This is a genomic window from Streptomyces sp. DSM 116793 (genome assembly GCF_057320905.1).
In genome coordinates, this window is record NZ_CM170494.1 from 6,407,265 (window position 1) to 6,431,497 (window position 24,233).

At 72.1% G+C, this 24,233-nt stretch carries 20 protein-coding genes and 2 tRNA genes; 16 read left to right on the forward strand and 6 right to left on the reverse strand.

The features are described 5' to 3' along the window. Positions 1-109 precede the first annotated feature (109 nt). The 3 genes from ACSMXW_RS25155 (at position 110) to ACSMXW_RS25165 (ending at position 1,274) form a co-directional block, all read left to right on the forward strand. Positions 110-421 (forward strand): hypothetical protein, encoded by a 312-nt coding sequence (locus ACSMXW_RS25155; protein ID WP_485808293.1) that lies wholly within the window; start codon positions 110-112, stop codon positions 419-421. A 164-nt stretch (positions 422-585) separates the two neighbouring features. After that, positions 586-954 (forward strand): WhiB family transcriptional regulator, encoded by a 369-nt coding sequence (locus ACSMXW_RS25160; RefSeq protein WP_485799580.1) that lies wholly within the window; start codon positions 586-588, stop codon positions 952-954. Beyond that, a complete protein-coding gene (locus tag ACSMXW_RS25165; RefSeq protein WP_485799582.1) occupies positions 951-1,274 on the forward strand; it encodes a hypothetical protein in 324 nt (107 codons plus the stop codon). Before ACSMXW_RS25160 ends, ACSMXW_RS25165 begins: the two co-directional genes overlap by 4 nt. Before the next feature lie 335 nt (positions 1,275-1,609). Here the strand turns inward: ACSMXW_RS25165 and ACSMXW_RS25170 are convergent, their stop codons facing one another. Both ACSMXW_RS25170 and ACSMXW_RS25175 read right to left on the reverse strand, forming a co-directional pair. Continuing rightward, complete coding sequence (locus ACSMXW_RS25170) at positions 1,610-3,082, reverse strand: ABC1 kinase family protein (protein ID WP_485799584.1); 1,473 nt, start codon at positions 3,080-3,082, stop codon at positions 1,610-1,612. A 41-nt stretch (positions 3,083-3,123) separates the two neighbouring features. After that, complete coding sequence (locus tag ACSMXW_RS25175; RefSeq protein ID WP_485799586.1) at positions 3,124-4,347, reverse strand: TOMM precursor leader peptide-binding protein; 1,224 nt, start codon at positions 4,345-4,347, stop codon at positions 3,124-3,126. A 380-nt stretch (positions 4,348-4,727) separates the two neighbouring features. On the opposite strand from ACSMXW_RS25175, the gene ACSMXW_RS25180 reads away from it, so the two are divergent. The 4 genes from ACSMXW_RS25180 (at position 4,728) to ACSMXW_RS25195 (ending at position 9,121) form a co-directional block, all read left to right on the forward strand. After that, on the forward strand, positions 4,728-5,315 hold the full coding sequence (locus tag ACSMXW_RS25180; RefSeq protein ID WP_485799588.1) for a M48 metallopeptidase family protein: 588 nt from the start codon (positions 4,728-4,730) through the stop codon (positions 5,313-5,315). 121 nt (positions 5,316-5,436) lie between these two features. After that, the gene (locus ACSMXW_RS25185; RefSeq protein ID WP_485799590.1) at positions 5,437-7,638 is read left to right on the forward strand and encodes a TerD family protein; all 2,202 of its coding nucleotides are present in this window, start codon (positions 5,437-5,439) and stop codon (positions 7,636-7,638) included. Positions 7,639-7,646: 8 nt separating this feature from the next. Next, the gene (locus ACSMXW_RS25190; protein ID WP_485799592.1) at positions 7,647-8,327 is read left to right on the forward strand and encodes an AIM24 family protein; all 681 of its coding nucleotides are present in this window, start codon (positions 7,647-7,649) and stop codon (positions 8,325-8,327) included. 38 nt (positions 8,328-8,365) lie between these two features. Then, positions 8,366-9,121: an AIM24 family protein gene (locus ACSMXW_RS25195; RefSeq protein ID WP_485799594.1), complete on the forward strand. Its 756-nt coding sequence runs from the start codon at positions 8,366-8,368 to the stop codon at positions 9,119-9,121. Between the two features lie 50 nt (positions 9,122-9,171). Here ACSMXW_RS25195 and ACSMXW_RS25200 read toward each other — a convergent pair whose 3' ends face one another. Continuing rightward, positions 9,172-9,693 carry an NUDIX hydrolase gene (locus ACSMXW_RS25200; protein ID WP_485799596.1) on the reverse strand — a complete coding sequence of 174 codons (522 nt, stop codon included), beginning with the start codon at positions 9,691-9,693 and terminating at the stop codon, positions 9,172-9,174. Beyond that, complete coding sequence (locus ACSMXW_RS25205) at positions 9,690-11,294, reverse strand: zinc-dependent metalloprotease (protein ID WP_485799598.1); 1,605 nt, start codon at positions 11,292-11,294, stop codon at positions 9,690-9,692. The genes ACSMXW_RS25200 and ACSMXW_RS25205 overlap by 4 nt, the downstream gene beginning before the upstream one ends. A gap of 190 nt (positions 11,295-11,484) precedes the next feature. Here ACSMXW_RS25205 and ACSMXW_RS25210 point away from each other — a divergent pair, with 190 nt between their 5' ends. The 4 genes from ACSMXW_RS25210 (at position 11,485) to ACSMXW_RS25225 (ending at position 15,155) form a co-directional block, all read left to right on the forward strand. Beyond that, on the forward strand, positions 11,485-12,594 hold the full coding sequence (locus ACSMXW_RS25210) for an SDR family oxidoreductase (RefSeq protein WP_485799600.1): 1,110 nt from the start codon (positions 11,485-11,487) through the stop codon (positions 12,592-12,594). A gap of 382 nt (positions 12,595-12,976) precedes the next feature. Next, complete coding sequence (locus tag ACSMXW_RS25215; RefSeq protein ID WP_485799602.1) at positions 12,977-13,411, forward strand: molybdenum cofactor biosynthesis protein MoaE; 435 nt, start codon at positions 12,977-12,979, stop codon at positions 13,409-13,411. A gap of 121 nt (positions 13,412-13,532) precedes the next feature. Next, the gene (locus ACSMXW_RS25220; protein ID WP_485799604.1) at positions 13,533-13,763 is read left to right on the forward strand and encodes a hypothetical protein; all 231 of its coding nucleotides are present in this window, start codon (positions 13,533-13,535) and stop codon (positions 13,761-13,763) included. 303 nt (positions 13,764-14,066) lie between these two features. Beyond that, positions 14,067-15,155: a YlbL family protein gene (locus ACSMXW_RS25225; RefSeq protein WP_485799606.1), complete on the forward strand. Its 1,089-nt coding sequence runs from the start codon at positions 14,067-14,069 to the stop codon at positions 15,153-15,155. A 40-nt stretch (positions 15,156-15,195) separates the two neighbouring features. Here ACSMXW_RS25225 and ACSMXW_RS25230 read toward each other — a convergent pair whose 3' ends face one another. Beyond that, the gene (locus tag ACSMXW_RS25230; RefSeq protein WP_485799608.1) at positions 15,196-15,753 is read right to left on the reverse strand and encodes a PPA1309 family protein; all 558 of its coding nucleotides are present in this window, start codon (positions 15,751-15,753) and stop codon (positions 15,196-15,198) included. Positions 15,754-16,044: 291 nt separating this feature from the next. Here ACSMXW_RS25230 and ACSMXW_RS25235 point away from each other — a divergent pair, with 291 nt between their 5' ends. The 4 genes from ACSMXW_RS25235 (at position 16,045) to ACSMXW_RS25250 (ending at position 21,835) form a co-directional block, all read left to right on the forward strand. After that, positions 16,045-18,966: a UPF0182 family membrane protein gene (locus ACSMXW_RS25235; protein WP_485808295.1), complete on the forward strand. Its 2,922-nt coding sequence runs from the start codon at positions 16,045-16,047 to the stop codon at positions 18,964-18,966. Positions 18,967-19,009: 43 nt separating this feature from the next. Beyond that, positions 19,010-19,083 (forward strand) — tRNA-Met (locus tag ACSMXW_RS25240). Between the two features lie 368 nt (positions 19,084-19,451). Next, on the forward strand, positions 19,452-21,452 hold the full coding sequence (locus ACSMXW_RS25245) for a tetratricopeptide repeat protein (RefSeq protein WP_485799610.1): 2,001 nt from the start codon (positions 19,452-19,454) through the stop codon (positions 21,450-21,452). Positions 21,453-21,758: 306 nt separating this feature from the next. After that, positions 21,759-21,835: transfer RNA gene (locus ACSMXW_RS25250), tRNA-Met, on the forward strand. Positions 21,836-22,039: 204 nt separating this feature from the next. On the opposite strand, the gene ACSMXW_RS25255 is transcribed toward ACSMXW_RS25250, so the two are convergent. After that, positions 22,040-22,459, reverse strand: coding sequence for a Fur family transcriptional regulator (locus tag ACSMXW_RS25255; RefSeq protein WP_485799611.1), 420 nt, complete (start codon positions 22,457-22,459; stop codon positions 22,040-22,042). 144 nt (positions 22,460-22,603) lie between these two features. Here ACSMXW_RS25255 and ACSMXW_RS25260 point away from each other — a divergent pair, with 144 nt between their 5' ends. Beyond that, positions 22,604-24,058 carry a catalase gene (locus ACSMXW_RS25260; RefSeq protein WP_485799613.1) on the forward strand — a complete coding sequence of 485 codons (1,455 nt, stop codon included), beginning with the start codon at positions 22,604-22,606 and terminating at the stop codon, positions 24,056-24,058. Positions 24,059-24,233: the final 175 nt, after the last annotated feature.

Below are 24,233 nucleotides of genomic sequence, written 5' to 3' on the forward strand. Positions count from 1 at the left end.
CGGAAACGGATGCTTCTCGCAAGCCCCGATCCGTGCTGTACTTGATAGCCGTCGGACCGGCCCTGGCCGGTCCCCGAGACGCCGAGAGGAGGCGATTGAAGTGATCACGATGAACACCGGCTTCAGCAGTGCCGCCAAATTGACCGATCGCGTGGTCGCCGCCTCCTGCCCGCTCGGCCTCTCGATTTCGGGCACCGGTCTGTCCGGCGTTCCTGCCGGCCGGTCGGCGTCCTCCGTGTCTCTCGCGGGCCTGCCCGTCCGTGAGCGCAATCAGCGACCGACCCAGGCACCGGCAGCAGTAGCGGCGGCACAGGCGAAGGCCTATGCCTTTGCGGCGGCCGGTGCCGGATTCCGGAAGCTGACGACCCAGCACCACATGTGGGCCTTCCGTGGGCTCGAACCCTGGAGTACTCCAGCCTGACGACCAGGCCGGCGCCTTCAGGGCCGCGGAACCCCACCAGGGATCCGCGGCCCTTCTGTTTTCCCCACGGGGCGACGGAGCGAAGGGGCCTCGGGACAACAACAGATCCGGTACCAGCCATCCGGCCACATCGACCGGAACGACCAGACGAGGAAGACGACACCGTGCAACTCGAAGCGCACGCCCCGTCCGTACCGCCTTCACACACGATCCCCCCGCCCGGCCTGACAGAGGACTCCACCGTGACTCCGCTCACCGCGCTCACCGCGCTCGACGACGCCATCGAGAACCTGGGCGTACCCGTCCCCTGCCGCTCCTACGACCCGGAGGTCTTCTTCGCCGAGTCGCCGGCAGACGTCGAGTATGCCAAGTCCCTCTGCCGCACCTGCCCGCTGATCGAGGCCTGCCTCGCCGGCGCCAAGGAGCGGCGTGAGCCCTGGGGTGTCTGGGGCGGCGAACTGTTCGTCCAGGGTGTCGTCGTGGCCCGCAAGCGGCCGCGTGGCCGCCCGCGCAAGAACCCGGTCGCGGCATGAACACCACCGGAACGATCGATCGCCCCGTCACGCACGACCCCACGAAGCAGGCCCTGATGCAGCCGTCCTCCCAGGAGCCTCTGGGCTCCGCGACACCGGACCCGAAGACCTCGGGCGCGAGCGACTCGCGTCAGAACAGGAACCGAGAGATGCAACTCATCCCAGAAGCCCTGGCTCGTGCGCATATGCACGACCAACTGCGTGACGCCGACGCCCGGCGCCGTGGGGCCCACCTGGCCACGGCCCGCCGGATGCAGCGCCGCGCCGAGCGCGCCTCGCTGCGCGCCCGCCGCGCTCTGGCCAGGGCGGTCATGCAGTAACCGACGACCCGATGGCCCGACGGCTCCCCGTGCGGCAGGACATGGGGCCCCGGCCACATCCAGCCGGAGCCGACCCCGCCCGAACACGATGGAACCTGGGAAGCCCCGCGAACCGGCCCCACAAAGGCCCGGCGCACGGGGCTTCCGCGCTGCCCGGCCCGGCTGACGGCCCGACTCCTCGGCTCGGCCGGCGGCCCCGGCTTCCCCGCTCCCAGGCCCTGCTGCCCGGTCCTGCTGCCCGGCTCCCGGCTCCGGCTTCCCTGCCCGGCCCGGCTGCCCGGCCATCCGTCCGGGCTGGGGACCGTGCGCGGGGCGCGGAGATCCCTGCCGCCGAGTCAGGCCTCCGCGGCCGGCTCCCCTTCCTGCTCTGCCTTCGCCTTCTTCGGCTTCTTCGCCTCCCGAAAGTCCTCTCCGACCTTCTCGTCGGTCTCGTCGGTCTCCTCGATGTCGTCGACGACGTCGACGATGTCCTCAAGCTCCTCGTCGGGCTCAAGGAACCCCGGCACCCAGGCCTCGAGTTCGTCACGGAGCCGTACCGTGGCGCCGAGCTGGCACAGGACGCCGATGGTGCTCAGCGTCACCCGGTGGATCAGGAGGTAGGACGGCGGGAGGTTGAGCTGCCGGCCGAGCTGGTGGGCGGGGGAGCGGGGGTCGGCGATCCGGGCGGCCTGACTGCGCATCCAGCCGCGGGTGAACTCGAAGGCGTCCACCCGGGCGGGCTCGATGATGGGCAGGAGGTAGTCCAGGACCGCCGCCGGGTCCAGCTCTATGTCCTCCTTGACGAAGTTCTCCTCACGGAGGAGCTCGTAGACGGTGTCGGCCTCGCCGTCGAGTGTCATACGCAGGCAGGGGCCGATGATGGGGGGCAGCCCGCCGGGCAGCCGGTCCACCGTGCCGAAGTCCAGCACGCCCAGGCGCCAGCCGCCCTCGCCGTCGGCCAGCAGCCGGAAGTTCCCCGGGTGCGGGTCGGCGTGCAGCAGCCCGGTACGGGCGGGGCCCGAGAACAGGAAGCGGGCCAGCAGCTGTCCCGCGCGGTCACGCTGCTCCTGGGTGCCGCCGGAGATCACCTCCGAGAGCGGTACCCCCTCTATCCACTCGGTGACGAGGACCTGGTCGCACTGGTGCACCACCTCCGGCACCAGCACATCGGGGTCGTCGGCGAACTCCTCCGCGTGCAGGCGCTGCGCCTCGGCCTCCAGGTCGTAGTCCAGCTCCTCGGAGACCCGGTCGCGGAGCTCCGCGATCAGAGGCTTGATGTCCATGCCGGGGATCAGCGGGCCGAGCAGCCGGGCGAAGCGGCTGAGCTGACCCAGGTCGGAGAGGAGCGCCTCGCCGGCCCCCGGGTACTGGACCTTCACCGCCACCTCACGGCCGTCGTGCCACACCGCCCGGTGCACCTGGCCTATGGAGGCGGCGGCAGCGGGCTTGTCCTCGAACTCCAGGAACAGCTCGCGCCAGTCCTCGCCCATCCGGCCGGCCAGCACCGAGTGCACCGTGCTGGTCGGCATCGGAGGGGCGGCCTCCTGGAGCTTGGTGAGGGCGGCGCGGTAGGGCCCGGCGACCTCCTCCGGGAGCGCGGACTCGAAGACGGACAGAGCCTGCCCGAACTTCATGGCCCCGCCCTTCAGCTCGCCCAGCACCCGGAACAGCTGCTCGGCCGTGCGCTGCTGCAGCTCCCTGCCCACCAGCTCCGCCGACATGCCGCCGATTCTTTTCCCGAGCCCCCAGGTCGCCCGCCCGGCGAAGCCCAGCGGCAGCGCGGCCAGCTTCGCGGTACGGGTGACCGCCTTCCGGGGAAGATCAGACATGCGCCCCTCCAAAACCCAGACAGCTGTGCCACGTACGCCGATTACCGGGACATTGTCTCGTGCCGTCGGCCGTCCACGGCGGTGCGTGCCGTGTTAGCTTGCCGACCCTTGCCGGGGCGGTCCGCGCCGGGGTCCTTCTCTCCGTCGGCGGCGGAACCTTGCTGGTCAGCCGCTTTGCGAGCGGCGCCGCAGGGGCAGTGCGGGTGCGGCAGGAGCGGCTTGCACCGCCAGTCGAGACCGGGCGCCGACAGCTCGCACCGGGCGCCGGCGCTCGCCGGCAGGCCGCCGTCGAGGAAGGCCAGGGCGTGGGTGGCGGTCAGCGAGGCGATGGTGGAGGTAAGGGCCAGCTCGCCCGCGATCACCTGCCGCTGCCGGCCCGAGCGCCACTGTGCCACCAGTCGCGGCCAGTCGGCGTCCCGGTCCGTCCGGCCCTGGGTGAGGCAGCCGGCACAGCCGGTCATCCCTGGCAGGACAAGGGGCCCGACCACGCCGGTCGCCTCCATCACGCCCGCGAAGAGGTGGGGGACGCCGGCCGAGACGAGGTCCGCCGAGACGGCGGGGTCCGGGGCATGGGCGTCCAGGCCGTCCCTGGGCGCCAGGACCACCAGCGACACCTCCTTTCCGCCCGCGTCTGCCTCCGGCGCCCCGTCCGCCGATGAGCGCGGTGGCCGGTCGGGCGCGGCCCGGCGGACCACCCTGAGCGCGGCGTCGGCCCTCCGCTCGCCGACGGACTCCGGCGGCAGGCCGCCCGGGGCGACATCCCACGGCTCGACGCGGCCGCCGTCGCGCACATCGACATGGCCCACGCCCGCGGCGGCCAGCAGCGCCGCCGTCACCGCGCCCACCCGCCCGGCGCCCCGGACCTGCACCCGCATCGCCCCGCGTGCGGCCAGCGTCCGCATGGCCCCGCCGGGCGCCGGGTCGGTGACCGAGAGACCGGCCAGGTCCGGACGGAGCCGGTCGAGTACGGCACCCTTGGCGCGCAGGGCGTCGGCGCCCGGGCCGCCTCCCGTGGCGTCGTCCAGCAGGCCCGCCCCGGTCAGCCGGTCGATCAGCCGGTCCATCTGCGCTTCGGACAGGCCCATGCGGCGGCCCTCCTCTCGGAGCAGCGGCAGCCCGCGGGTGCCGTCGAGCAGGGTGAGGAAGCTGCCCGAGGCGAGGTCCACAGGGCCGAGGACCACGGCGTGGGCGGGTGCCACGCCGAACTGGACGGTGTTGAGATTGCGCCAGCCGCGCCGCAGCGCGGGCTTCAGAAGCGGATGCATGGATTCCCCCGTGAGATCGCGTGTGCCGTGTGCCGTGTGCCGTGTGCCGTGTTCTGTGTTCTGTGTGCCGTGTTCTGTGTGCCGTGCGGCCTGCCGTGTGCCGTCCGGCGTCTGCCCGCTGGGTCGTGTGCCGGAGGTACAGGCTGTACAGGGTGTGCCGTGGCCGGGACGTCGGCGACGCCCCGGTCGGCCGGTGGAGCCCCCCGTCGCTCCACCGGCCGGGTTCCAGCATCCACGTCACCGGCCTCGGCTGCAGAGAGTTATCCACAGGTGTGGGAAATTGTCATACGAATATGAGAAATCCCGCGGTCGGCGCCGGATCGGCCCCGAAGGGCCCGGGGGGCGGGACTTCCCCCGGGCACAGCAGGTAACGTCGGGGCGTGCCCGCCGACCCACTGCACCGCGCCGGAACCTCTCAGCGCAGTACGACCAGCCAGCCGACCGGCTCGGGGGCGAGCGCGGTCGAGGTGCGCAGGAGCAGCCGTCGGCGCAGGACGGTCTCCGCGTACCGGGAGGGCGATCGCACCGTCGTACTGATCCCCGCCAGGATGTCCAAGGCGGAGGAGCAGCGCTGGGTGACCGTCATGCTCGACAAGCTCGCCGCGCAGGAGAGCAGGCGCACGCTGGGTGACGCCGACCTCGCCGAGCGGGCCGGACGGCTGTCCGCCCAGTACTTCGACGGCCGCGCCAGACCCACCTCGGTTCGCTGGGTCACCAACCAGAACACCCGCTGGGGCTCGTGCACCCCCGCCGAGGGCAGCATCCGCCTCTCGCACCGGCTGCAGGGCATGCCCGAGTACGTCATCGACTACGTCCTCGTCCACGAACTCGCTCATCTGCTGGTGCCGGGGCACGGTCCCGGCTTCTGGCGACTGCTGGAGGCGTACCCCCGCACGGAGCGTGCGCGCGGCTATCTCGAAGGCGTGGTGGCCGCGGACCGGCTGCCCCATCTGCCCGCCCCGGACTGACCATCCGCACCCGTCCCGGTGATTGTGTACCGGGTCCGTACCGGCTTCGTGCGCTGTCAGAGATTGCCGTTAGCCTGGCGCGACGTACACACACATCGGGATGGGGGGACGGGCGTCGCGCATGGCTCGGGAATTCCAACGCGGACACAAGGCCAGGATCAGTGACCTCACCGCCGGGACGGATCTGTACGTGGGGGCGCATGTCTCCGCTCCGGGGCTGACCTTCGACATCAGCTGTTTCGGGCTCGACGCGGACGAACGCCTCTCCGACGACCGTTACTTCATCTTCTTCAACCAGCGGAAGTCACCCGAGGAGGCCATCCAACTGCTCGGGGCGCAGGCCGGCGACACGGAGTCGTTCCGCGTCACCCTCGGCAGGATCCCGCCACGGATCCAGCGGCTGTCGTTCACCGCCAGCATCGACGGCGACGGCCGGATGTCGCAGATCGGCCCCGGATACCTGCGGATCGTGGCGTGCGGCGAGGAGGTGGCACGGTACTCGTTCAGCGGGCCGGAGTTCACCACCGAGCGTGCCGTGATACTCGGCGACTTCTACCTGAAGGACGTCTGGCGGTTCGCCGCCGTCGGCCAGGGCTTCGACGGTGGACTCGACGCGCTGATCAAGAACTTCGGCGGTGAGATCGCCGAGGAGCAGGAGGCGGCGCCGCAGGCGGGGGCCGGGGTGCCCGGCTTCGCGCCGCCGAGCCGGGGTGGCCCCGTTCCGGAGTTCGCCCCGCCCTCCCCGGCTGTGGCCCCGCCCGCGTTCGCCGTCCCGGCAGGTCCGGCCCCGGCCTCGCTCGAGCCGCCGGCCGTGTCCGAGCCCTCGACCGCGCCCGAGCCCCCGCCCGGCCCGGGGCACCAGTCCGCGCCGACCGCCCCGCCTCCCGCGGCCCAGGGCTTCCCGCCGCCATGGGAGGGCGCCCCCGAGGCTCCCGCGGCGCCCTCCGAGGTCCCCGCGGGCCCGGCCCAGCCGACCGTGCACGCCGCAGCGACCCTGCCGGGGCCGACGGGCCCGGACGGTGCCACCGCCCCGTACTCGCCGTACTCCCCGTACGGCCACTCCGACCAGCCGCCACCTCCGGGCGGGCCCCATACCGGGGGTTCCATGCCCGGCCCGCCGCCGCAGTCGAGCCGGACGGCGCCCCTGCCACCCGGCTACGGCCAGCCCGGCTGGCCCGCACCCGCGCCGCCCGGTCAGCCCGCACCCGTGCCGCCCGGTCAGCCCGGACCCGTGCCGCCCGGTCACGCCGCGCCCGTGCCGCCCGGTCACGCCGCGCCCGTGCCGCCCGGTTACGCCCAGCCCGGCCAAACCGCGTCCCTGCCGCCGGGCTACGGCCGGCCCGACGTGCCGTCCCCGACCCTCCCACCCGGTTACGGGACCCGGACGCCGACTCCGGCCGCGCCCGCCGGGTGGGGGCAGCCTCCCGCGCCGACCCTGCCGCCGGGCTACGCCCAGCCCCAGGCCGCACCCCCGCCCGGTCACGTCCAGCCTCCCGGCGCACCGCAGCCGGTGGGCGGTACGTTCGCCGGCCAGCCGCCGGCGCCGCCCCCGTACACGCAGGCGGGTCAGCCGGCCGGGCAGCCGCAGTACCCCGGTCGGCAGCCCGGCCGGACAGCGGCGGCCCCTGGGGCACCGGGAGCCGCGGCCCACGGAGGGGCGGCCCAGGGCGTCATGGCGGCGCTCCAGCCCTACAAGGAGGCGGCCACCGGGCAGCGCTGGACCCAGCAGAACAAGAAGCTGATCCGGGTGGACCTCGCCATCGGCGACCAGCCGGTGCTGGCCCGGCAGGGCAGCATGGTGCTCTACCAGGGCAAGGTCGACTTCGGCTACAAGGGCGCCGGCTTCGCCGGCCGCATCGTGGGCAACGCCACCGGTCAGGAGATGCAGCTGATGCGCTGCTCGGGCCGCGGCCAGGTGTTCCTCGCGGAGGACGGCGCCCATCTGCACCCCGTCGAGCTCCAGGGCGACGCCATCTGCGTCTCCGCGGAGAACGTCCTCGCCTTCGACGAGACCCTGCAGTATGAGGTGCGCCGCATCGAGGGGCACGGCATCCCCGGGGGCGCCCTCTTCACCCTGCGGTTCCAGGGCACCGGCACGGTCGTCGTGAAGACACGGGGAGTCCCCGTCGTGCTCCCGGTGACGCCCACGACCTTCGCCGACTGCAACGCGGTCGTCGCCTGGTCGGCGGCGTCCCAGGTGGTCGTCGCCAGCCAGGTGCGGATGCGGATGAACGCCTACCCGGGTGCCGGCGGGGAGAGCGTGAACCTCCAGTTCCGGGGCGCGCCCGGCAACTTCATCGTCGTCCAGCCGTACGAGGTCTGAGGTCCGTCATGAACCAGCAGCTCGCGGGCTTCGCCCCGGCACCGGTGGCCGCCCGCATGGAGAACCACGGCTCGCACATGGTCAAGGTCGCCATGCAGAGCGGCCAGGACCTCCTCGCGCGCGTGGGCTCGATGGTCGCCTACGAGGGCTTCGTCCAGTACGAGCCCAACCCGCCCGCCGTCCGGCAGATCGCCCGGGACTGGATCACCGGCGAAGGCGCGCCCCTGATGAAGTGCAGCGGCGACGGCCTGCTCTACCTGGCCGACTACGGCGCGGACGTCGTCGTCATCCATCTCGGTGGAGACGCCCTCTCCGTCAACGGCACCAATCTGCTCGCCTTCGACGCGCACCTCCAGTGGGGCGTGGAGCGCGTCAAGGGCCTGGCGAAGTTCACCGGCCAGGGCCTGTGGAACATCCAGCTCTCCGGGCATGGCGCGGTGGCCCTGACCTCCCGGGGCACCCCCATCGTCGTCGACTGCGGCCGTGGCGAGGACGAGACCTATGTGGACCCCGACGCGCTCATCGCCTGGTCGCCGAACCTCAAGGTGAAGGGCAAGCGCAGCTTCAAGGCCGGCTCGCTCGTCGGGCGGGGCAGCGGCGAGGCCTACCAGATGGGCTTCTCGGGACAGGGCATCGTCGTCGTCCAGCCCAGCGAGGACAGCACCGACCGGCTCCGGATCAGGGGCTGAAGGCGAGCGAGACGAGACAGGGGGAGACGAGACAACAGATGCAGAGCCCGCTTTTCAGCCACGCCGAGCAGCAGACCCAGGAGCGCTACACCCTGCAGAACCCGCAGCTGCTGCGGGTCGCCCTACAGGGCCATGACGACGTCCTCGCGCGCAAGGGCTCGATGGTCGCCTACCAGGGGCTGATCGAGTTCGACGGCGAGATCCAGACGATGGGCCGGCAGCGTGCCCGCGCGTACACCGGCGAGGGACTCGACCTCATGCGCTGCCACGGACAGGGCACGGTCTACTTCGCCCACCTCGCCCAGCACGTCCATGTGGTCGACGTCGACCAGGACGGCGTGACCGTCGACAGCGGCAACGTGCTCGCGATGGACTCCGCGCTGCACTACGAGGTCGTGGCCGTGGACAGCCAGTACGGCATCTCCGGCTCCGGCAAGTACCAGATCATCATCACCGGGCGCGGCCAGGTGGCCCTGATGACCTCGGGGCAGCCGCTGATGCTCCAGGTCACCCCGGACCGCTACGTCAGCGCCGACGCGGACGCCGTCGTCGCCTGGTCGGGCGGCCTGCGGGTGCAGATGCAGGCGCAGACGCACTCCTCGGGCGTCTGGCGGCGGCGGGGCGACACCGGGGAGGGCTGGGAGCTCAGCTTCATGGGACAGGGCTACGCGCTCGTGCAGCCCAGTGAACTGCTGCCACCGCAGAGCGCCGTGATCGGCCAGGGGCTGCGCGCCCAGTACGGCATGGGGCAGTACGGCGCCCACGGCCAGAACCAGGGCAACGTCTGGAACTGACGCAGGAGCGCGGTAAGGGGCGACCACACAGGGTGATCGCCCCTTACCGCTCATGTCCCGATGCGCTCCCGTGCGGCGGTGAGGAGGCGGACGACCGAGTCGTCGGCGGCCTCCGGCACCTCCTCGTAGCGGTACCACCGCAGGTCCAGGGACTCGTCGCTGATCGCCTCGACCGCCCCGGGCGGTGCGAGCGCCGCGTACTGGACGTCGAGGTGCCAGGCGCAGGGCGTCAGATGGCGGTCGAGCCGGACCGGCCCACCGGGCAGCAGCGTCAGGTCCTCGATGCCGGACTCCTCGGTGGCCTCGCGCAGCGCCGCGGCCGCGAGCGTGGCGTCCCGGGGCTCGCAGTGGCCGCCCATCTGCAGCCACATCCGGAGCTTGCGGTGCAGTGTCAGCAGCACCCGGCCGCGCCGGGGGTCGACCACCAGGGCGCTCGCCGTGATGTGCCCGTCCGCGCACGCCTTCCACAGGCCGTCCGGGTGCGCGGACAGGTGGTCCAGGTAGGTCTGGCGCAGCTCTTCCTGCGCCGGGTACGCCTTGAGGACGAGCACGGCGTCGTCGTACAGACTCACCGCTTGTCGTCGCCCTCCGAGCCGGAGTCCCTGCCCGGGTCCGTACCGGGGGCGGAGTCGCCGGAGGCGAGGTCCGTGCCGTCGGCGTCCTTGCCGCGGGTGCCGCCCGTGTCCCTGGTGCCCGTGTCCCCGGTGCCCGTGTCCCCGGTGCCCGTGTCCCCGGTGCCCGTGTCCTTGGGGCCCTCCTGCTCGCCACCCTCGGCGCGGCCCTCCTCGCCACCGGCCGGGCCGCCCGCGGCCTCGCCGAGCATCTTGTCCAGCTCGGAGAAATCGAGCTGCTCGCGGTGCACGAAGCCGTCCGGATCGTCCAGGTCCGAGGCGGTGGGGAGCATGTCCGGGTGGGCCCACAGGGCGTCACGGCCGTCCACGCCGCGCGCGTCGGTGAGCGAGGCCCACAGCCGGGCTGCGTCGCGCAGGCGGCGGGGGCGCAGCTCCAGGCCGATCAGCGTGGCGAACGTCTGCTCCGCGGGGCCGCCGGTGGCGCGGCGGCGGCGGAGCGTCTCACGGAGCGCCGAGGCCGAGGAAAGCCGGGGGCTGGCGGCCTCGTGGACGACGGCGTCGACCCAGCCCTCGACGAGCGCCAGAGCGGTCTCCAGACGGGCCAGCGCGTTCTTCTGCTCGGGGGTGTCCTCCGGCTGGAACATGCCCTGCTGGAGCGCCTCCTGGAGCTGCTCGGGATTCTGCGGGTCGAGCTGGCCGACCACGTCCTCCAGCTTCTGCGTGTCGACCTTGATGCCCCGCGCATAGCCCTCGACGGCGCCGAACAGATGCGACCGCAGCCACGGCACATGGGCGAAGAGCCGCTGGTGGGCGGCCTCCCGCAGGGCCAGGTAGAGCCGCACCTCCTCCTGGGGCACGCCGAGGTCCTTGCCGAACACCGACACGTTCAGCGGCAGCAGCGCGGCCTTGCCCGCCGGGCCGAGCGGCAGGCCGATGTCGGAGGAGCCCACCACCTCGCCCGCGAGCACGCCCACGGCCTGGCCGATCTGGCTGCCGAACATGGCACCGCCCATGGAGCGCATCATCCCGATCAGCGGGCCCGCCATGGCCTGCATCTCCTCGGGGAGCACATCGCCCATGGCCGCCCCGACCCGCTCGGCGACGGGGTCGACCAGCTCCTTCCACACCGGAAGGGTGGCTTCCACCCACTCCGCACGGCTCCAGGCAACCGCGGCGCCCGAACCGGACGGCAGGGACGTGGCGCCGTCCAGCCAGAGGTCGGCGAGGCGGATCGCCTCCTCCACTGCGGAGCGCTCCGCCGGGCCCACACTGCTGTCCTTGGTGCCGTCCGGGGTGCCCTGGGAGACGGTCTGGCGGGCGATCTGCTTGGCCATGTCCCAGTTCACCGGGCCGCCCTCGTAGGAGAGCATCTGGCCGAGCTGCTGGAACGCGGCGCCCAGGTCCGACGGGTTCATCGACCCGAACATCGCGGCCAGTGGGTTCTCCCCGCCGGGGCCGCCTGCTCCGGGCAGTCCGAAACCGAACGGATTGGCAGGTCCCTCTCCCTGACCACCACCGCCCTGCTGGTCCTTCTTCTTGCCCTCGTCGCCGTCGTCCGGCTCCTCTGGCGGAAGGCCGAATCCGAATGGGGTGTCACTCACGGGATTCCTCGGCTCGTTGGGCCGCCGGTCCGATCCGGCGGCGACTGCCCTGCGTCACTGTCCAGCGTAGACACCCGAGGCCCGCCGGGCCTCGGTGCTCCGCCGAGTCGGTGCCTGCGGCAGGATGGATGCCACCTGCTCCGTGCGCTCTGAGTGGCGTACGTATGAAGACAACCGCTGGAGACACCTGGTGAGTTCCCCTGATCCACAGGTTCGCGCAGCGCGAAACCCCGGGCCAGGACCTGTGCCGCGCGGGCCCGTCGTCGCCGTCACCGGCGCCGCCTCGGGCGTCGGCGCACTGCTGACCGAGCGCCTCGCCGCGAGCGACGAGGTGGGTCAGGTGGTGGCCGTGGACGAGCGGCGCGGGCCGTGCGAGGACGCGCAGTGGCACACCCTGGACGTCCGCGACCCGGCGATCGCCGACCGGCTGCGCGGTGTGGACGTCGTGGTGCACCTCGCCGTCGACCTGGACCTGGAGACCGATCCGGCCGCCCGCAGCGCCTACAACGTCCGCGGCACCCAGACGGTGCTCACCGCGGCGGCCGCGGCCGGGGTCCGCCGTGTCGTGCTGTGCACCTCCGCCATGGTCTACGGGGCGCTCCCCGACAACGAGCTGCCGCTCTCCGAGGACGCGGAGCTGCGGGCGACCGCCGAGGCCACCGGTGTGGGAGACCTCCTGGAGATCGAGCGCCTCGGCCGCCGGGCGCCCCGTGCGCACCCCGGCCTCAACGTGACCGTGGTCCGGCCGGCCGTCCTGGTGGGCGGCACCGACACGGCCCTCACCCGCTACTTCGAGTCACCCCGGCTGCTGGTGGTCGCCGGATCGCGGCCCGCCTGGCAGTTCTGCCACGTCGAGGACCTGTGCAGCGCCCTGGAGTACGCGGTCCTCGAGAAGGTCGAGGGCGAGCTCGCGGTCGGCTGCGACGGCTGGCTGGAGCAGGAGGAGGTCGAGGAGCTCAGCGGGATCCGCCGCATGGAGCTGCCCTCCGCGGTGGCCCTCGGGGCAGCGGCCCGGCTGCACCGCATAGGGCTCACCCCGTCTCCCGCCGGCGACCTCGCCTACACCATGTACCCCTGGGTGGTCAGCGTCAGCAGGCTGCACGACGCGGGCTGGCGTCCGCAGTGGGCCAACGAGGAGGTGCTCGCGGAGCTGCTGGCCGAGGTGGCCGGGCGGCACACGGTCGCGGGCCGGCGGCTCGGGCGCAAGGACGCGACGGCCGCGGGCGCCGCGGGCGCGACGGTGGCTCTGCTGGGCACGGCGGCCCTGGTCCGCAGGGCGCGCAGGGCCCGGCGCCGGTAGCGGGGCGCCGGGAACGGTCGCGCGGCGGCGGGTGCAGGCGCGCGGTGTGGCCCTCCGGCGCGGGGCGTGGGGGGCCTGTCCGGCACGGGGCGTGGGGGGTGCCTGTCCGGCACGGGGCGTGGGGATGCCTGTCCGGCATGGGGGCGCGGGAAGCGCCCGCCCGGCACGGAGGTGGAGGGTGCCTGTCCGGCATGGCGGCGCGAGCGGTGTGGGCAGAGCCCGGGGCGTGCCGGCGTGCCGGCGTGACGGGAGCGGAGAGCCCGGTGTGGTGAGGCGGGACGGGCGGCAGGGAGCCGCGTGGTGCGTGGGGGAGTGGCGGCAGCCGGCGGTGGGAACCGTCCTCGGGGACGGGGGTCCGCCCCCGTGTTTCTAGGATGGGGGCATGTCAATGGCTTCTGAGGTCATCCGGCTGATTGCCGTGCGTGATGCCGCGCTCTCCGTGGACGAGGTCTTCCGGGCCGTCGGCGACGACGCGGCGGGTGGCACCGCCCTCTTCGTGGGCACGGTGCGCAACCACGACGGGGGTGCCGCGGTCGACCGACTCGGCTACACCTGTCATCCCACCGCCGAGGCGGAGATGCGCAGGGTGGCGGAGAAGGTCGTCGCCGAGTTCCCCGTCCGCGCGCTCGCGGCCGTCCACCGGGTGGGCGATCTGGAGGTGGGCGATCTCGCCGTGGTCGTCGCCGTCTCCTGCCCGCACCGGGCGGAGGCCTTCGCCGCCTGCCGCAAGCTGATCGACGACCTCAAGCACGAGGTGCCCATCTGGAAGCACCAGCACTTCTCCGACGGCACCGAGGAGTGGGTCGGCGCCTGCTGACCGCATACCGGTGCGGAGTATTCCGGTTGCGTAACCGGACCCCCGCGGAGAGCGTTGACGGTGCAGACGATTAATCTGCTGATCAGTCAGTGGCGGTGGCTCTCGGGGTTGGGAGGTCGGCATGGCGGCGCTTGCCTGGTTGATGATTCCGCTTGCGGCTGCGGTCGGCGCGGGGCTGTGGGGCAAGTGGGCCGCGCGCCAGCGCCGGATCGGCGACGGCCCGGAGCTGGCCGGCTATGCCCGCTTCCGTGCGGCGATGGAGAAGTCGGCCCTGGACGGCGCCGCCCCCGTCACCGCCGCCCCCGTCACCGCCGGCACCGAGGATCCCGCGCCGGTCTCCACGCGCGTGTAGCGGCCCGGCGCCGGTCTCCACGTGCGCGTGTTCTCCGCAGTTCCGCGGCGAGGGCTACCAGCCGGGTGCCGGCTCTCTCCACGTGCGCACGCTCTCCACGCGCACGTGGAGGGGGTTCGCGTCGGCACCCACGCGCGCGTGCGGTAGGACGACGACCACGCGCGCGCATTGCGGAGGAGGGGGTCCACGCGCGCGTATGCGGACGACGACGGTGCGTGACCGGCCTGCGTGCCCGACGGGAGCCGGTGCCGGCCCGGGCAGCCCCGTCCCTGCTCCCACAGGCTTGTCCCGTACTGTCGTGCCATGCCACGCCGCACCTCGACGATGCTCGCCTCCACGCTGATCCTGATCGCGCTGCTGTGTGCGGGTGTATTCATCCGCGTGCCGTACTCGGAGATGTCCCCGGGGCCGACGGTGAACACGCTCTCCGATCACGGCGGCGAGCCCGTGCTGCAGATCTCCGGACACAAGAGCTACCCGGCGAGCGGCCACCTCAACATGACGACCGTCCGCGTCACCAGCGCCGAGTACAACATGAACCTGGTCGAGGCGGTCTACGGCTGGCTGGCGGACGACCGGCTCGTCGTGCCGCACCAGGCGATCTACCCTGACGGGCAGACCGAGCAGCAGTCGAACCAGGAGAACGCCGAGGAGTTCAGCCAGTCCCAGGAGAGCGCCAAGGTCGCCGCCCTGCGCGAACTGCACATCCCGGTGAAGTCGTGGGTCGTCGTCGCCTCCGTGCTCAAGGACAGCGCCGCCCAGGGCAGGCTGCACGCGGGCGACGTCATCCGGAGCGTCGACGGCACGGCCGTGAAGAAGCCCGACGACGTGGCGAAGCTGGTCACCCGGCACAAGCCGGGGCAGGACGTCGTCTTCAGCGTGGTCCCCGCCAAGGAGCAGGCCGCCGCGGAGAAGGCCGGGAAGACGGCGACCAGCACCCGCAACGTCACGATGACCACCCGGAAGGCCCCGGACGACTCGCGCGCGGTCGTCGGCATCCAGGCGGGCACCGACCACACCTATCCGTTCTCCATCGACATCAAGCTCGCGGACGTCGGCGGCCCCAGCGCCGGGCTGATGTTCGCCCTGGGGCTGGTCGACAAGCTGACGCCCGGCGACCTCACCGGCGGTGCGTTCGTGGCCGGCACCGGCACCATCGACGACTCCGGCAAGGTCGGCCGGATCGGCGGCATCGAGATGAAGACCATCGGAGCGCGGGACAAGGGAGCGAAGTACTTCCTGACCCCCCAGGGCAACTGCGCGGCCGCCGAGAAGAACGTCCCCGCGGGCCTCACCCTCGTCAAGGTCGGCACCATCCACGACGCTCTCGGTGCCCTGAAGGACATCCGCAGCGGCAGGACGGGGGCCCTGCCGACCTGCGCCAGGAAGTGACCCGCCGGGGCGCCCCCGACCGCCCGCACCGGTGCGGCCGCTACTCCTCGAACGTGGCGACCAGCGCGTCGGCGAGCCCGGGCACCAGGCCCGAGCCGGTCAGCACCTCGGACGGCGCGTCCTTCTCGCGCAGCCTGAGGGCCGACTCGCGTGCGCCGTCCCGCAGCACCGCCACCGTCATCCGGACCTCCTGGCGGTCCGGGTGCGCGGCGACCCACTCCGCGAGCCGCGCGCCGTCCAGACCGTCCGGCACCGAGGCCTCTGCCGACGGCGGCAGCATCAGGCGCTCCACGGTCAGGGCGCAGCCGCTGACCGCGTCGGGCCAGGCGATGGTGCCGAGGAACTCGTCGAGCGGGTCGCCCGCCGGGACCTCCTCCTGCTCGATCGGCGTCAGCGACCCCGCCGTGGGATCCTCCGCCAGGCCGAGGCGGTCGGCGAGGCCGGGCTCCTCGGCACGCAGCCGGGCGGTGTCGACGAGGGCGAACAGGCGGGCGGGCTGGTCCCAGCCGAGGCCGGAGACGTACTCGTCGATCTCCAGCACGGCACGGGTGAGGGGGCTCGCGGCCATGGGAGGGGTCGCGGGGGAATCGTTGGACATGGTCAATATCCTGCCTGGTTCGGGGGCCGGAACGGGAACTGCGTAAAGCGTCAGTAAGTTGCATCAGTGGGCCCTACGATCGCGGGACGGCCCTCCGGCCACGGACAGTCCCGTGCGGAACATCCACAGACGCCCCTAATACGTACAAACCGCACACGGCGCACGACGCCACACGGCACAAGACCTCATAGAGCACAAGAGTTGTAAACGACCCGAATCCCCCGTCCGTCTCCCGTCCACAGCTCCCGACAGCTGTTCGCGAACTTCGAGGTGCGCACCTTGGCTTTCCAGATGCCGGACCGCGGCTCAGGCCCCACGGGGTCACGGATCAGAGTGGGCCGACCGTCCCGGCGCGTCCGCACGCTGCTCTTGACGCTGGGCGTGCTGGCCGTGCTGGCCATGGCGTTCGTCATGTTCGCGGGCTTCTGGACGGACCTGCTCTGGTACCGGTCCGTCAAGTTCTCCTCCGTCTTCACCACCACGCTGTGGACCAAGATCGGGTTGTTCTTCGTCTTCGGCCTGCTGATGGCGGTGGCGGTCGGCGTGAACGTCTGGCTGGCGCACCGGCTGCGCCCGCCGCTCAGCGCCATGTCGATGGAGCAGCAGAACCTCGACCGCTACCGGATGGGCATCGCGCCCTACAAGAAGTGGATCCTGCTCGCGATCACCGCCCTGGTGGGCCTGATCGCCGGCGCGTCCGCGGCCGGCCAGTGGCGTACGTGGATGATGTGGGTCAATGGCGTGCCCTTCGGCCAGAAGGACCCGCAGTTCCACATGGACGTGTCCTTCTACGCGTTCGAGCTGCCCTGGTACCGCTTCCTGCTGGGCTTCGGATTCGCCGCGGCGGTGCTCTCCGTGATCGCCGCCGCCCTGACGCACTACCTGTACGGGGGCCTGCGGCTCACCAGCCCCGGCGCCCGGGCCACCGCCGCCGCGACCGGCCACCTCTCGGTGCTGCTCGGCATCTTCGTCACCCTCAAGGCCGTCGCCTACTGGCTCGACCGGTACGGCCTCGCGGTGAAGTCCAGCGACTTCAAGGCGACCGGCAACTGGACCGGTCTCAGGTATGTCGACGCCAATGCCTACCTGCCCGCCAAGACGATCCTGTTCTGCATCGCCGTCATCTGCGCGCTGCTGTTCTTCGCGACGCTGTGGCGCCGCACCTGGCAGCTTCCGGTGATCGGCTTCGGCCTGATGGTGCTCTCGGCGATCCTCATCGGCGGCCTGTACCCGGCGATCGTTCAGAAGTTCCAGGTCCAGCCGAACGAGCAGGCCAAGGAGGCGCCGTACATCCAGAAGAACATCGAGGCGACCCGCAAGGCCTACGGCATCGACGGCGTCACGCCCGTGGACTACTCGGGCAAGGGCGTGGTCACGGACGCCGACAAGCAGCGCACCGACGCCGACTCGGCCGCCAGCTACCGGCTGAACGATCCGAACATCGTCTCGCCCACCTTCCAGCAGCTGGAGCAGGAGCGGACGTACTACCAGTTCCCGACCACCCTGGACGTCGACCGCTACAAGGGCGAGGACACCGTCATCGGCCTGCGCGAGCTCAATCTGTCGGGCGTCGACAAGCGGAACTGGATCAACGACCACTTCACCTACACGCACGGCTTCGGCATCGTCGCGGCCAAGGGCACGGCCACGGACCCCAGCTCGAAGGGCGCACCACAGTTCACCGAGTCGGGACTGCCCGCCACCGGGGACCTCGGCAGCTATGAGCAGCGCGTCTACTACGGCGAGAAGACGCACCAGTACTCGATCGTGGGCGGTCCCCAGAAGGAACTCGACTACGAGCAGGACGGCGGCAACCAGAAGACCACCAGCTTCCGCGGCAAGGGCGGCGTCGACATCTCGAACCCGCTCAACCGCGCCGCCTATGCGGTGGCCTTCAGCGAACCGCAGATCTTCTACTCGGGCGCCATCGGCAAGGGCTCGAAGATCCTCTACAACCGCACCCCCAAGGAGCGCGTCGAAGCCGTCGCCCCGTGGCTCACCATCGACGGCGACGCGTATCCGGCGGTCGTGAACCACCGCATCCAGTGGGTCGTCGACGCCTACACGACCTCCAACGGCTACCCGTACGCATCCCGCACCACGCTCGGCGACACCACGGCCGACTCCCTCAACGAGGGCGACAACCAACGCGCGGTGGTGGCCCAGCAGAACCAGGTCAACTACATCCGCAACTCGGTGAAGGCCACCGTCGACGCCTACGACGGCACGGTCAAGCTGTACACCTGGGACGACAAGGATCCCGTCCTGAAGACCTGGAAGAAGGCCTTCCCGGGCACGGTGCTGCCGAAGAAGGACATCCCGCAGGAGCTCAAGGAGCATCTGCGGTACCCGCAGGACATGTTCAAGGTGCAGCGCCAGCTGCTGTCCCTCTACCACGTCACGTCGCCCCAGCAGTTCTACAACGCGAGTGACGCCTGGCAGGTCCCCAACGACCCCACCAAGAAGGACAACAGCCCGGTACCCCCGTACTACCTGTCGCTGCAGATGCCCGACCAGAGCGGCCGGCAGTTCTCCCTGACGTCCACCTTCACCCCCAGCGGACGCCCCAACCTGAGAGCCTTCATGGCCGTCGATGCCGACGCCACCAGCAAGGACTACGGCAAGATCAGACTCCTCCGGGTCACCGAGGACAAGGTCGACGGTCCCGAGCAGGTGCAGAACAAGCTCAATTCGGTGACGCCGGTGGCCGACTTCATCCGGGACATGAAGGGCGCCGACTCGACCGTCCTCTACGGCAATCTGCTCACCGTGCCACTGGACAAGGGTTTCCTGTATGTGGAGCCGATCTACGCCCAGGGGCGGAACTCCCAGTACCCGCTGCTGCGCAAGGTCGCCGTCTCCTACGGTGACAAGACCGGTTTCGCCGACACCCTGGCCGACTCCCTCAACCAGGCCTTCGGTGTGAAGGGCGCCGGGCCCGCCCAGCCGCAGAAGCCCGGCGGGCAGCCGGCGCCACCGGCGAACCCCACGGTGAAGCAGGCCCTCAGCGACGCCCAGAAGGCCTTCGAGGACGGCCAGAAGGCGCTGCAGAAGGCCAAGCCCGACTGGGAGGCGTACGCCGAGGCGCAGGACAGGCTGGAGGAGGCCCTGAAGCACGCTGAGGACGCCCAGGCCGCCGCCGGTAAGAACGGCGGCTCGGGCGCCGGCAAGGGCGGCTCGGGCGCGGCCAAGGGCTCGGGCGGCCAGGGCTGATCGAGGTGCACACCCCACGTCGTGATACGGTTCTGGAACACGACGCGGGGTGGAGCAGCTCGGTAGCTCGCTGGGCTCATAACCCAGAGGTCGCAGGTTCAAATCCTGTCCCCGCTACGGACGCGAAGGCCCGGATCCTGCTTTTGGATCCGGGCCTTCCGCATGTCCTGCGCCGACCTCGTGCGGCCGGCCCCCTGACCGGCGGGTTCGCCGTACGTACCAGCGGGGTCCCGGCCTTTCGCCTGCGCCTGGCCCCGGCGGGCGCGCCCGGCCCGGGCGCCGGTCACCGACGCTCAGCGCGACCCTCGCGCGGCAGTGCGCCGTGCGGAGACCGGGCCGGTCGGACTAGTGCGACGAGGCGGCACCCCCGAGGAGTTGAGAATCACGCGTTTGACTTATCTCTCTGTGGGCATGTCGACAAAACGCTGAAGTGACCTCACCGGCTGCGGTATACCAGGTGTACCAAGGTTGCAGGTGGTGCGACGATGGACGGTATGGGGGATAAGGCAACTCTGTTGGAGACAGGCCGTTTTGTGCAGCAGGCCGACCGGGACGAGTCCGGGGTGGCCGCAGAGGAGGCCCGCAGGCGGCTCGCCGCCGAGGCCGGTGACGTCGAGGCGATGAGCGTCCTCGGCGCCACACTGCTGCGCCGCGGTGATCTCGACGGGGCCGAGCCCCTGCTGCGTGCCGCCACCTCGGCCGGGGACCGGGCCGCCGCCAACAACCTGGGCGTTCTGCTGCACCAGCGCGGCTATGCCGACGAGGCCGCCGGCTGGTGGCGGGTCGCCGCCGTGGCCGGCTCCGCCGCCGCGGCCCACGCCCTGGGCCGGCACCACCGCGAGCGGGGCGACGAACCCGCCGCCGAGTACTGGCTGCGCCAGTCCGCCGAGCAGGGCCATGTCCTCGGCGCCTACGCACTCGCCGACCTGCTGGAGCACCGCGGCGAGGACGGCGTCGAGCACTGGATGCGCGCGGCCGCGGAGCGTGGCCACCGGGAGGCCGCGTACCGGCTGGCCAGAATCCTCGACCTGCGGGCGCAGAAGGAGGGGCCCGGAGGGGAGCGTGCGGGGCCCAGGACCGGCGCGCACCGCAGCGGAACCAACCCCTCCGGGATGCGGCGGGCCCAGAGCGCGGCGGAGGTCCGCCGCCGGGCCGGTGCGGACCCGCAGCCCCGTGACGCCCCGTCGCCTCGTGACGCTCCGGCGTCCCTTGATGCTCCGTCGTCCCGTGACCTGGCGCCCGCCGGCGCGGAGCACACCGGGCCTCGGCAGCTCGGCCCGGCCGAGGAGGCCGAGCAGTGGTACCGGCAGGCCGCCGCCCGCGGGCACCGGCGTGCCGCCCTGCACCTCGGCGAGATCCTGGAGAAGCGTGGCGCCCTGAAGGAGGCCGGGCGCTGGTACCTGACGTCCGCCAAGGACGGCGAGGCACGCGCCGCATGCGCCCTCGGCTTCCTGCTGCGCGACGCCGGGGACCTGGAGAGCGCCGAGACCTGGTGGCTGAAGGCCGCCCAGGAGGGCGACGGCAACGCCGCCAACGCCCTGGGCGCCCTGCACGCCGAGCGCGGCGAGCCCCAGACCGCGGAGCGCTGGTACCGCGCGGCACTGGACGCGGGTGACATCAACGGCGCTTACAACCTCGCCCTGCTGTGCGCCGAGCGCAGGCGCACCCAGCAGGCCGAGCAGTGGTACCGCAGGGCCGCCTACGCCGGGCACCGCGAGGCCGCCAACGCCCTCGCCGTGTTGCTGCTGCAGAACGGTGACGGGGAGGGCGCCGAGCCGTGGTTCTCCAAGGCCGCGGAGGCCGGCAGCGTCGACGCCGCGTTCAACCTGGGCATCCTGTGCGCCGGCCGCGGCGACGAGCGGGGCGCGCTGGCGTGGTACGCCCGCGCGGCCGCGGGCGGGCACACCGAGGCGGCGCTCCAGGTCGGCATCGCGCTCCTCCGGGAGGGCGACGAGGCCGGCGCGGAGCGGCACCTGCGGTGTGCGGCGGGCGGCGGCAGCCCGGAGGCGGCGTACCGCCTGGCGACCGTGCTGGACGCCCGCCGTCCGCCGCCTCCCGCGCACGAGCTGGGCGAGCCCGTCATCGAGAAGACCGAGTGCGAGGAGTGGTACGAGCGCGCGGCCGGGCAGGGGCACCGGCGCGCCCAGGTGCGGGTCGGCATGCTGGCCGCGGCGCGCGGCGACGTCGTCGAGGCGGCCGGCTGGTACCGCAGGGCCGCGGAGGCGGGCAGCCGGAACGGCGCGTTCAACCTCGGACTGCTGCTGGCCAGGGAGGGCAGCGAGCCGGAGGCGGCGCTGTGGTGGCGGCGGGCCGCCGACGCGGGGCACGGGCGGGCCGCGCTGCGCCTTGCGCTGCTGTTCGCGCGGCGCGGGGAGCTGGCGGAGGCGCAGCGGTGGAGTAGCCGGGCCGCCGAGTTGGGGCCCGAGGAGGTTGCCGCGCGGGCGGCGCGCCTGCGGGACGCGGTGAGTCAGGAGCTCACCGCGTAGGGCTCGGCTGGGCGGCGCCCGCTGCGGGGTCCGCGCCCCCGCAGGGCTCGGGGGGTGCGCGTACCCCGCCATCGGCCGGTGGTCCCCGCCCCGGCGGGGCGCGGGGCGCGCGCGCCCCAGCCTTGGCCGGTGGTCCGGACCCGGCCCGGGGTGCCCCTCGGGGTGGTGGCGGTGTGCGGGTCTCGTCGTGGCTGGTCGCGCAGTTCCTCGCGCCCCTTCGGGGTGCTGCCGGGCGGTGGCTGTGCCGTGGGGAACGGAAGGGATTTGCGGGGGGCGCGGGGGGTCGCGTAGGGTTATGAGTGACGACGCGGGGTGGAGCAGCTCGGTAGCTCGCTGGGCTCATAACCCAGAGGTCGCAGGTTCAAATCCTGTCCCCGCTACCAAGGCGAAGGCCCGGTTTCCGAGAGATCAGGAACCGGGCCTTCGGCGTATCGCGATCTTCGAGGCGGCCCGTACGGCGTCGTACAGCGTCGTCCGCCGCACCCGCACCCGGTCGTCCGCCGCACCCGCCCTGCCGACGGCCGGACCCGCCGCACCCGCCGGCCAGCGCACCCGGACGGGGGCGCCCCGAACGGGTGGCGTGCCGGTCAGGCCGCCGCGGCGCAGTCGGGGCACAGACCCCGGTAGGTGACCTCCACGTCCGCGACCATGAAGCCGAAGCGCTCCGAGGCCGGCAGGTCGGCGAGCGGATTGCCGCTCGGGTGCACGTCGCGGATCGAGCCGCAGCCCGAGCAGACCAGATGGTGATGCGGGCGGTGCGCATTGGGGTCGTACCGCTTGGCGCGCTTGTCCGTGGAGACTTCCAGCACCTCACCGAGCGACACGAGCTCGCCCAGCGTGTTGTACACCGTCGCCCGGGAGATCTCTGGAAGCTTGGCCACGGCTCGGGCGTGCACCTCGTCCGCCGTCAGGTGGACGTGGTCGCCGTCGAGCACCTCGGCGACGACACGCCGCTGTGCGGTCATCCGCCATCCGCGTCCGCGCAGTCGCTCCAAAAGGTCGCTCATAGCACCAGCCTAGCATTAGGGGAAGGTCAGATCGCGACTAGGTGTGGTTCTGGAAGTCTGCTTGACTTAGACAATGTCTATCGTAGGATCGAGCATGGCATTGGCCGAGTGACAGGGTTTGCAGCAAGGACGCAGGAGGCGCACGTGACGTCGCAGGGACCGCTTACCACGGAGGCCGGTGCCCCGGTCTCCGACAACCAGAACAGTGAGACTGCGGGCGTCGGTGGTCCTGTTCTGCTACAGGACCAGGCGCTGCTGGAGAAGCTGGCCCACTTCAACCGCGAGCGGATCCCGGAGCGGATCGTGCACGCGCGCGGTGCGGGCGCCTACGGCACCTTCACCGTGACCCGGGACGTGACGCAGTGGACCCGGGCGACGTTCCTGTCCGAGGTCGGCAAGCAGACGGAGACCTTCCTGCGGTTCTCCACGGTGGCCGGCAACCTCGGCGCGGCCGACGCGGTGCGCGACCCGCGCGGCTTCGCCCTGAAGTTCTACACCGAGGACGGCAACTACGACCTCGTGGGGAACAACACCCCGGTGTTCTTCATCAAGGACGCCATCAAGTTCCCGGACTTCATCCACACCCAGAAGCGCGACCCGTACACCGGCTCCCAGGAGCCGGACAACGTCTGGGACTTCTGGGGCCTGAGCCCGGAGTCCACCCACCAGGTGACCTGGCTCTTCGGCGACCGCGGAATCCCCGCGTCCTACCGCCACATGAACGGCTACAGCTCGCACACCTACCAGTGGAACAACGAGGCGGGCGAGGTCTTCTGGGTCAAGTACCACTTCAAGACCGACCAGGGCATCAAGAACCTCACCCCCCAGGAGGCGGAGATCCTGGCGGGCAAGGACCCCGACTCGCACCAGCGGGACCTCCGTGAGGCGATCGAACGCGGCGAGTACCCGACGTGGACCGTGCAGGTCCAGGTCATGCCGGCGAGCGAGGCCGCGACCTACCGGTTCAACCCCTTCGACCTCACCAAGGTCTGGCCGCACGAGGACTACCCGCCGATCGAGATCGGCAAGCTGGAGCTCAACCGCAACCCGGAGAACATCTTCGCCGAGGTCGAGCAGTCCATCTTCAGCCCGGCGCACTTCGTGCCCGGCATCGGTCCCTCCCCGGACAAGATGCTCCAGGGCCGGCTGTTCGCGTACGGCGACGCGCACCGCTACCGCGTCGGCATCAACGCCGACCACCTGCCGGTGAACCGTCCGCACGCCACCGAGGCGCGCACCAACAGCCGGGACGGCTACCTCTATGACGGCCGGCACAAGGGCGCCAAGAACTACGAGCCCAACAGCTTCGGCGGCCCGTTCCAGACGGACCGTCCGCTGTGGCAGCCGGTGGACGTCTCCGGCGCGACCGGTGAGCACGCCGCGCCGAGCCACTCGGAGGACAACGACTTCGTCCAGGCGGGCAACCTCTACCGCCTGATGTCCGAGGACGAGAAGCAGCGCCTCATCGACAACCTCGCGGGCTCGATCTCCCAGGTCTCCCGCGACGACATCGCCGAGCGCGCCATCAACAACTTCCGCCAGGCGGACGGCGACTTCGGCAAGCGGCTGGAGGCCGCGGTCCAGGCCCTCCGCGGCTGACCGACCGTTTGCCGAACCATGAGGGCCGGGCTCCCCGTGGGGTCCGGCCCTCACCCATGCGCCGGCCCGCGGCACGGAGGTGGGTTCCGGTCACCCGCGGGCGCCCGTGCCCCGGCCGGGGGGCCGGTCAGCTGGTCGGCCGGACGCCCGGTCAGCCGGTCGGCCGGACGCCCGG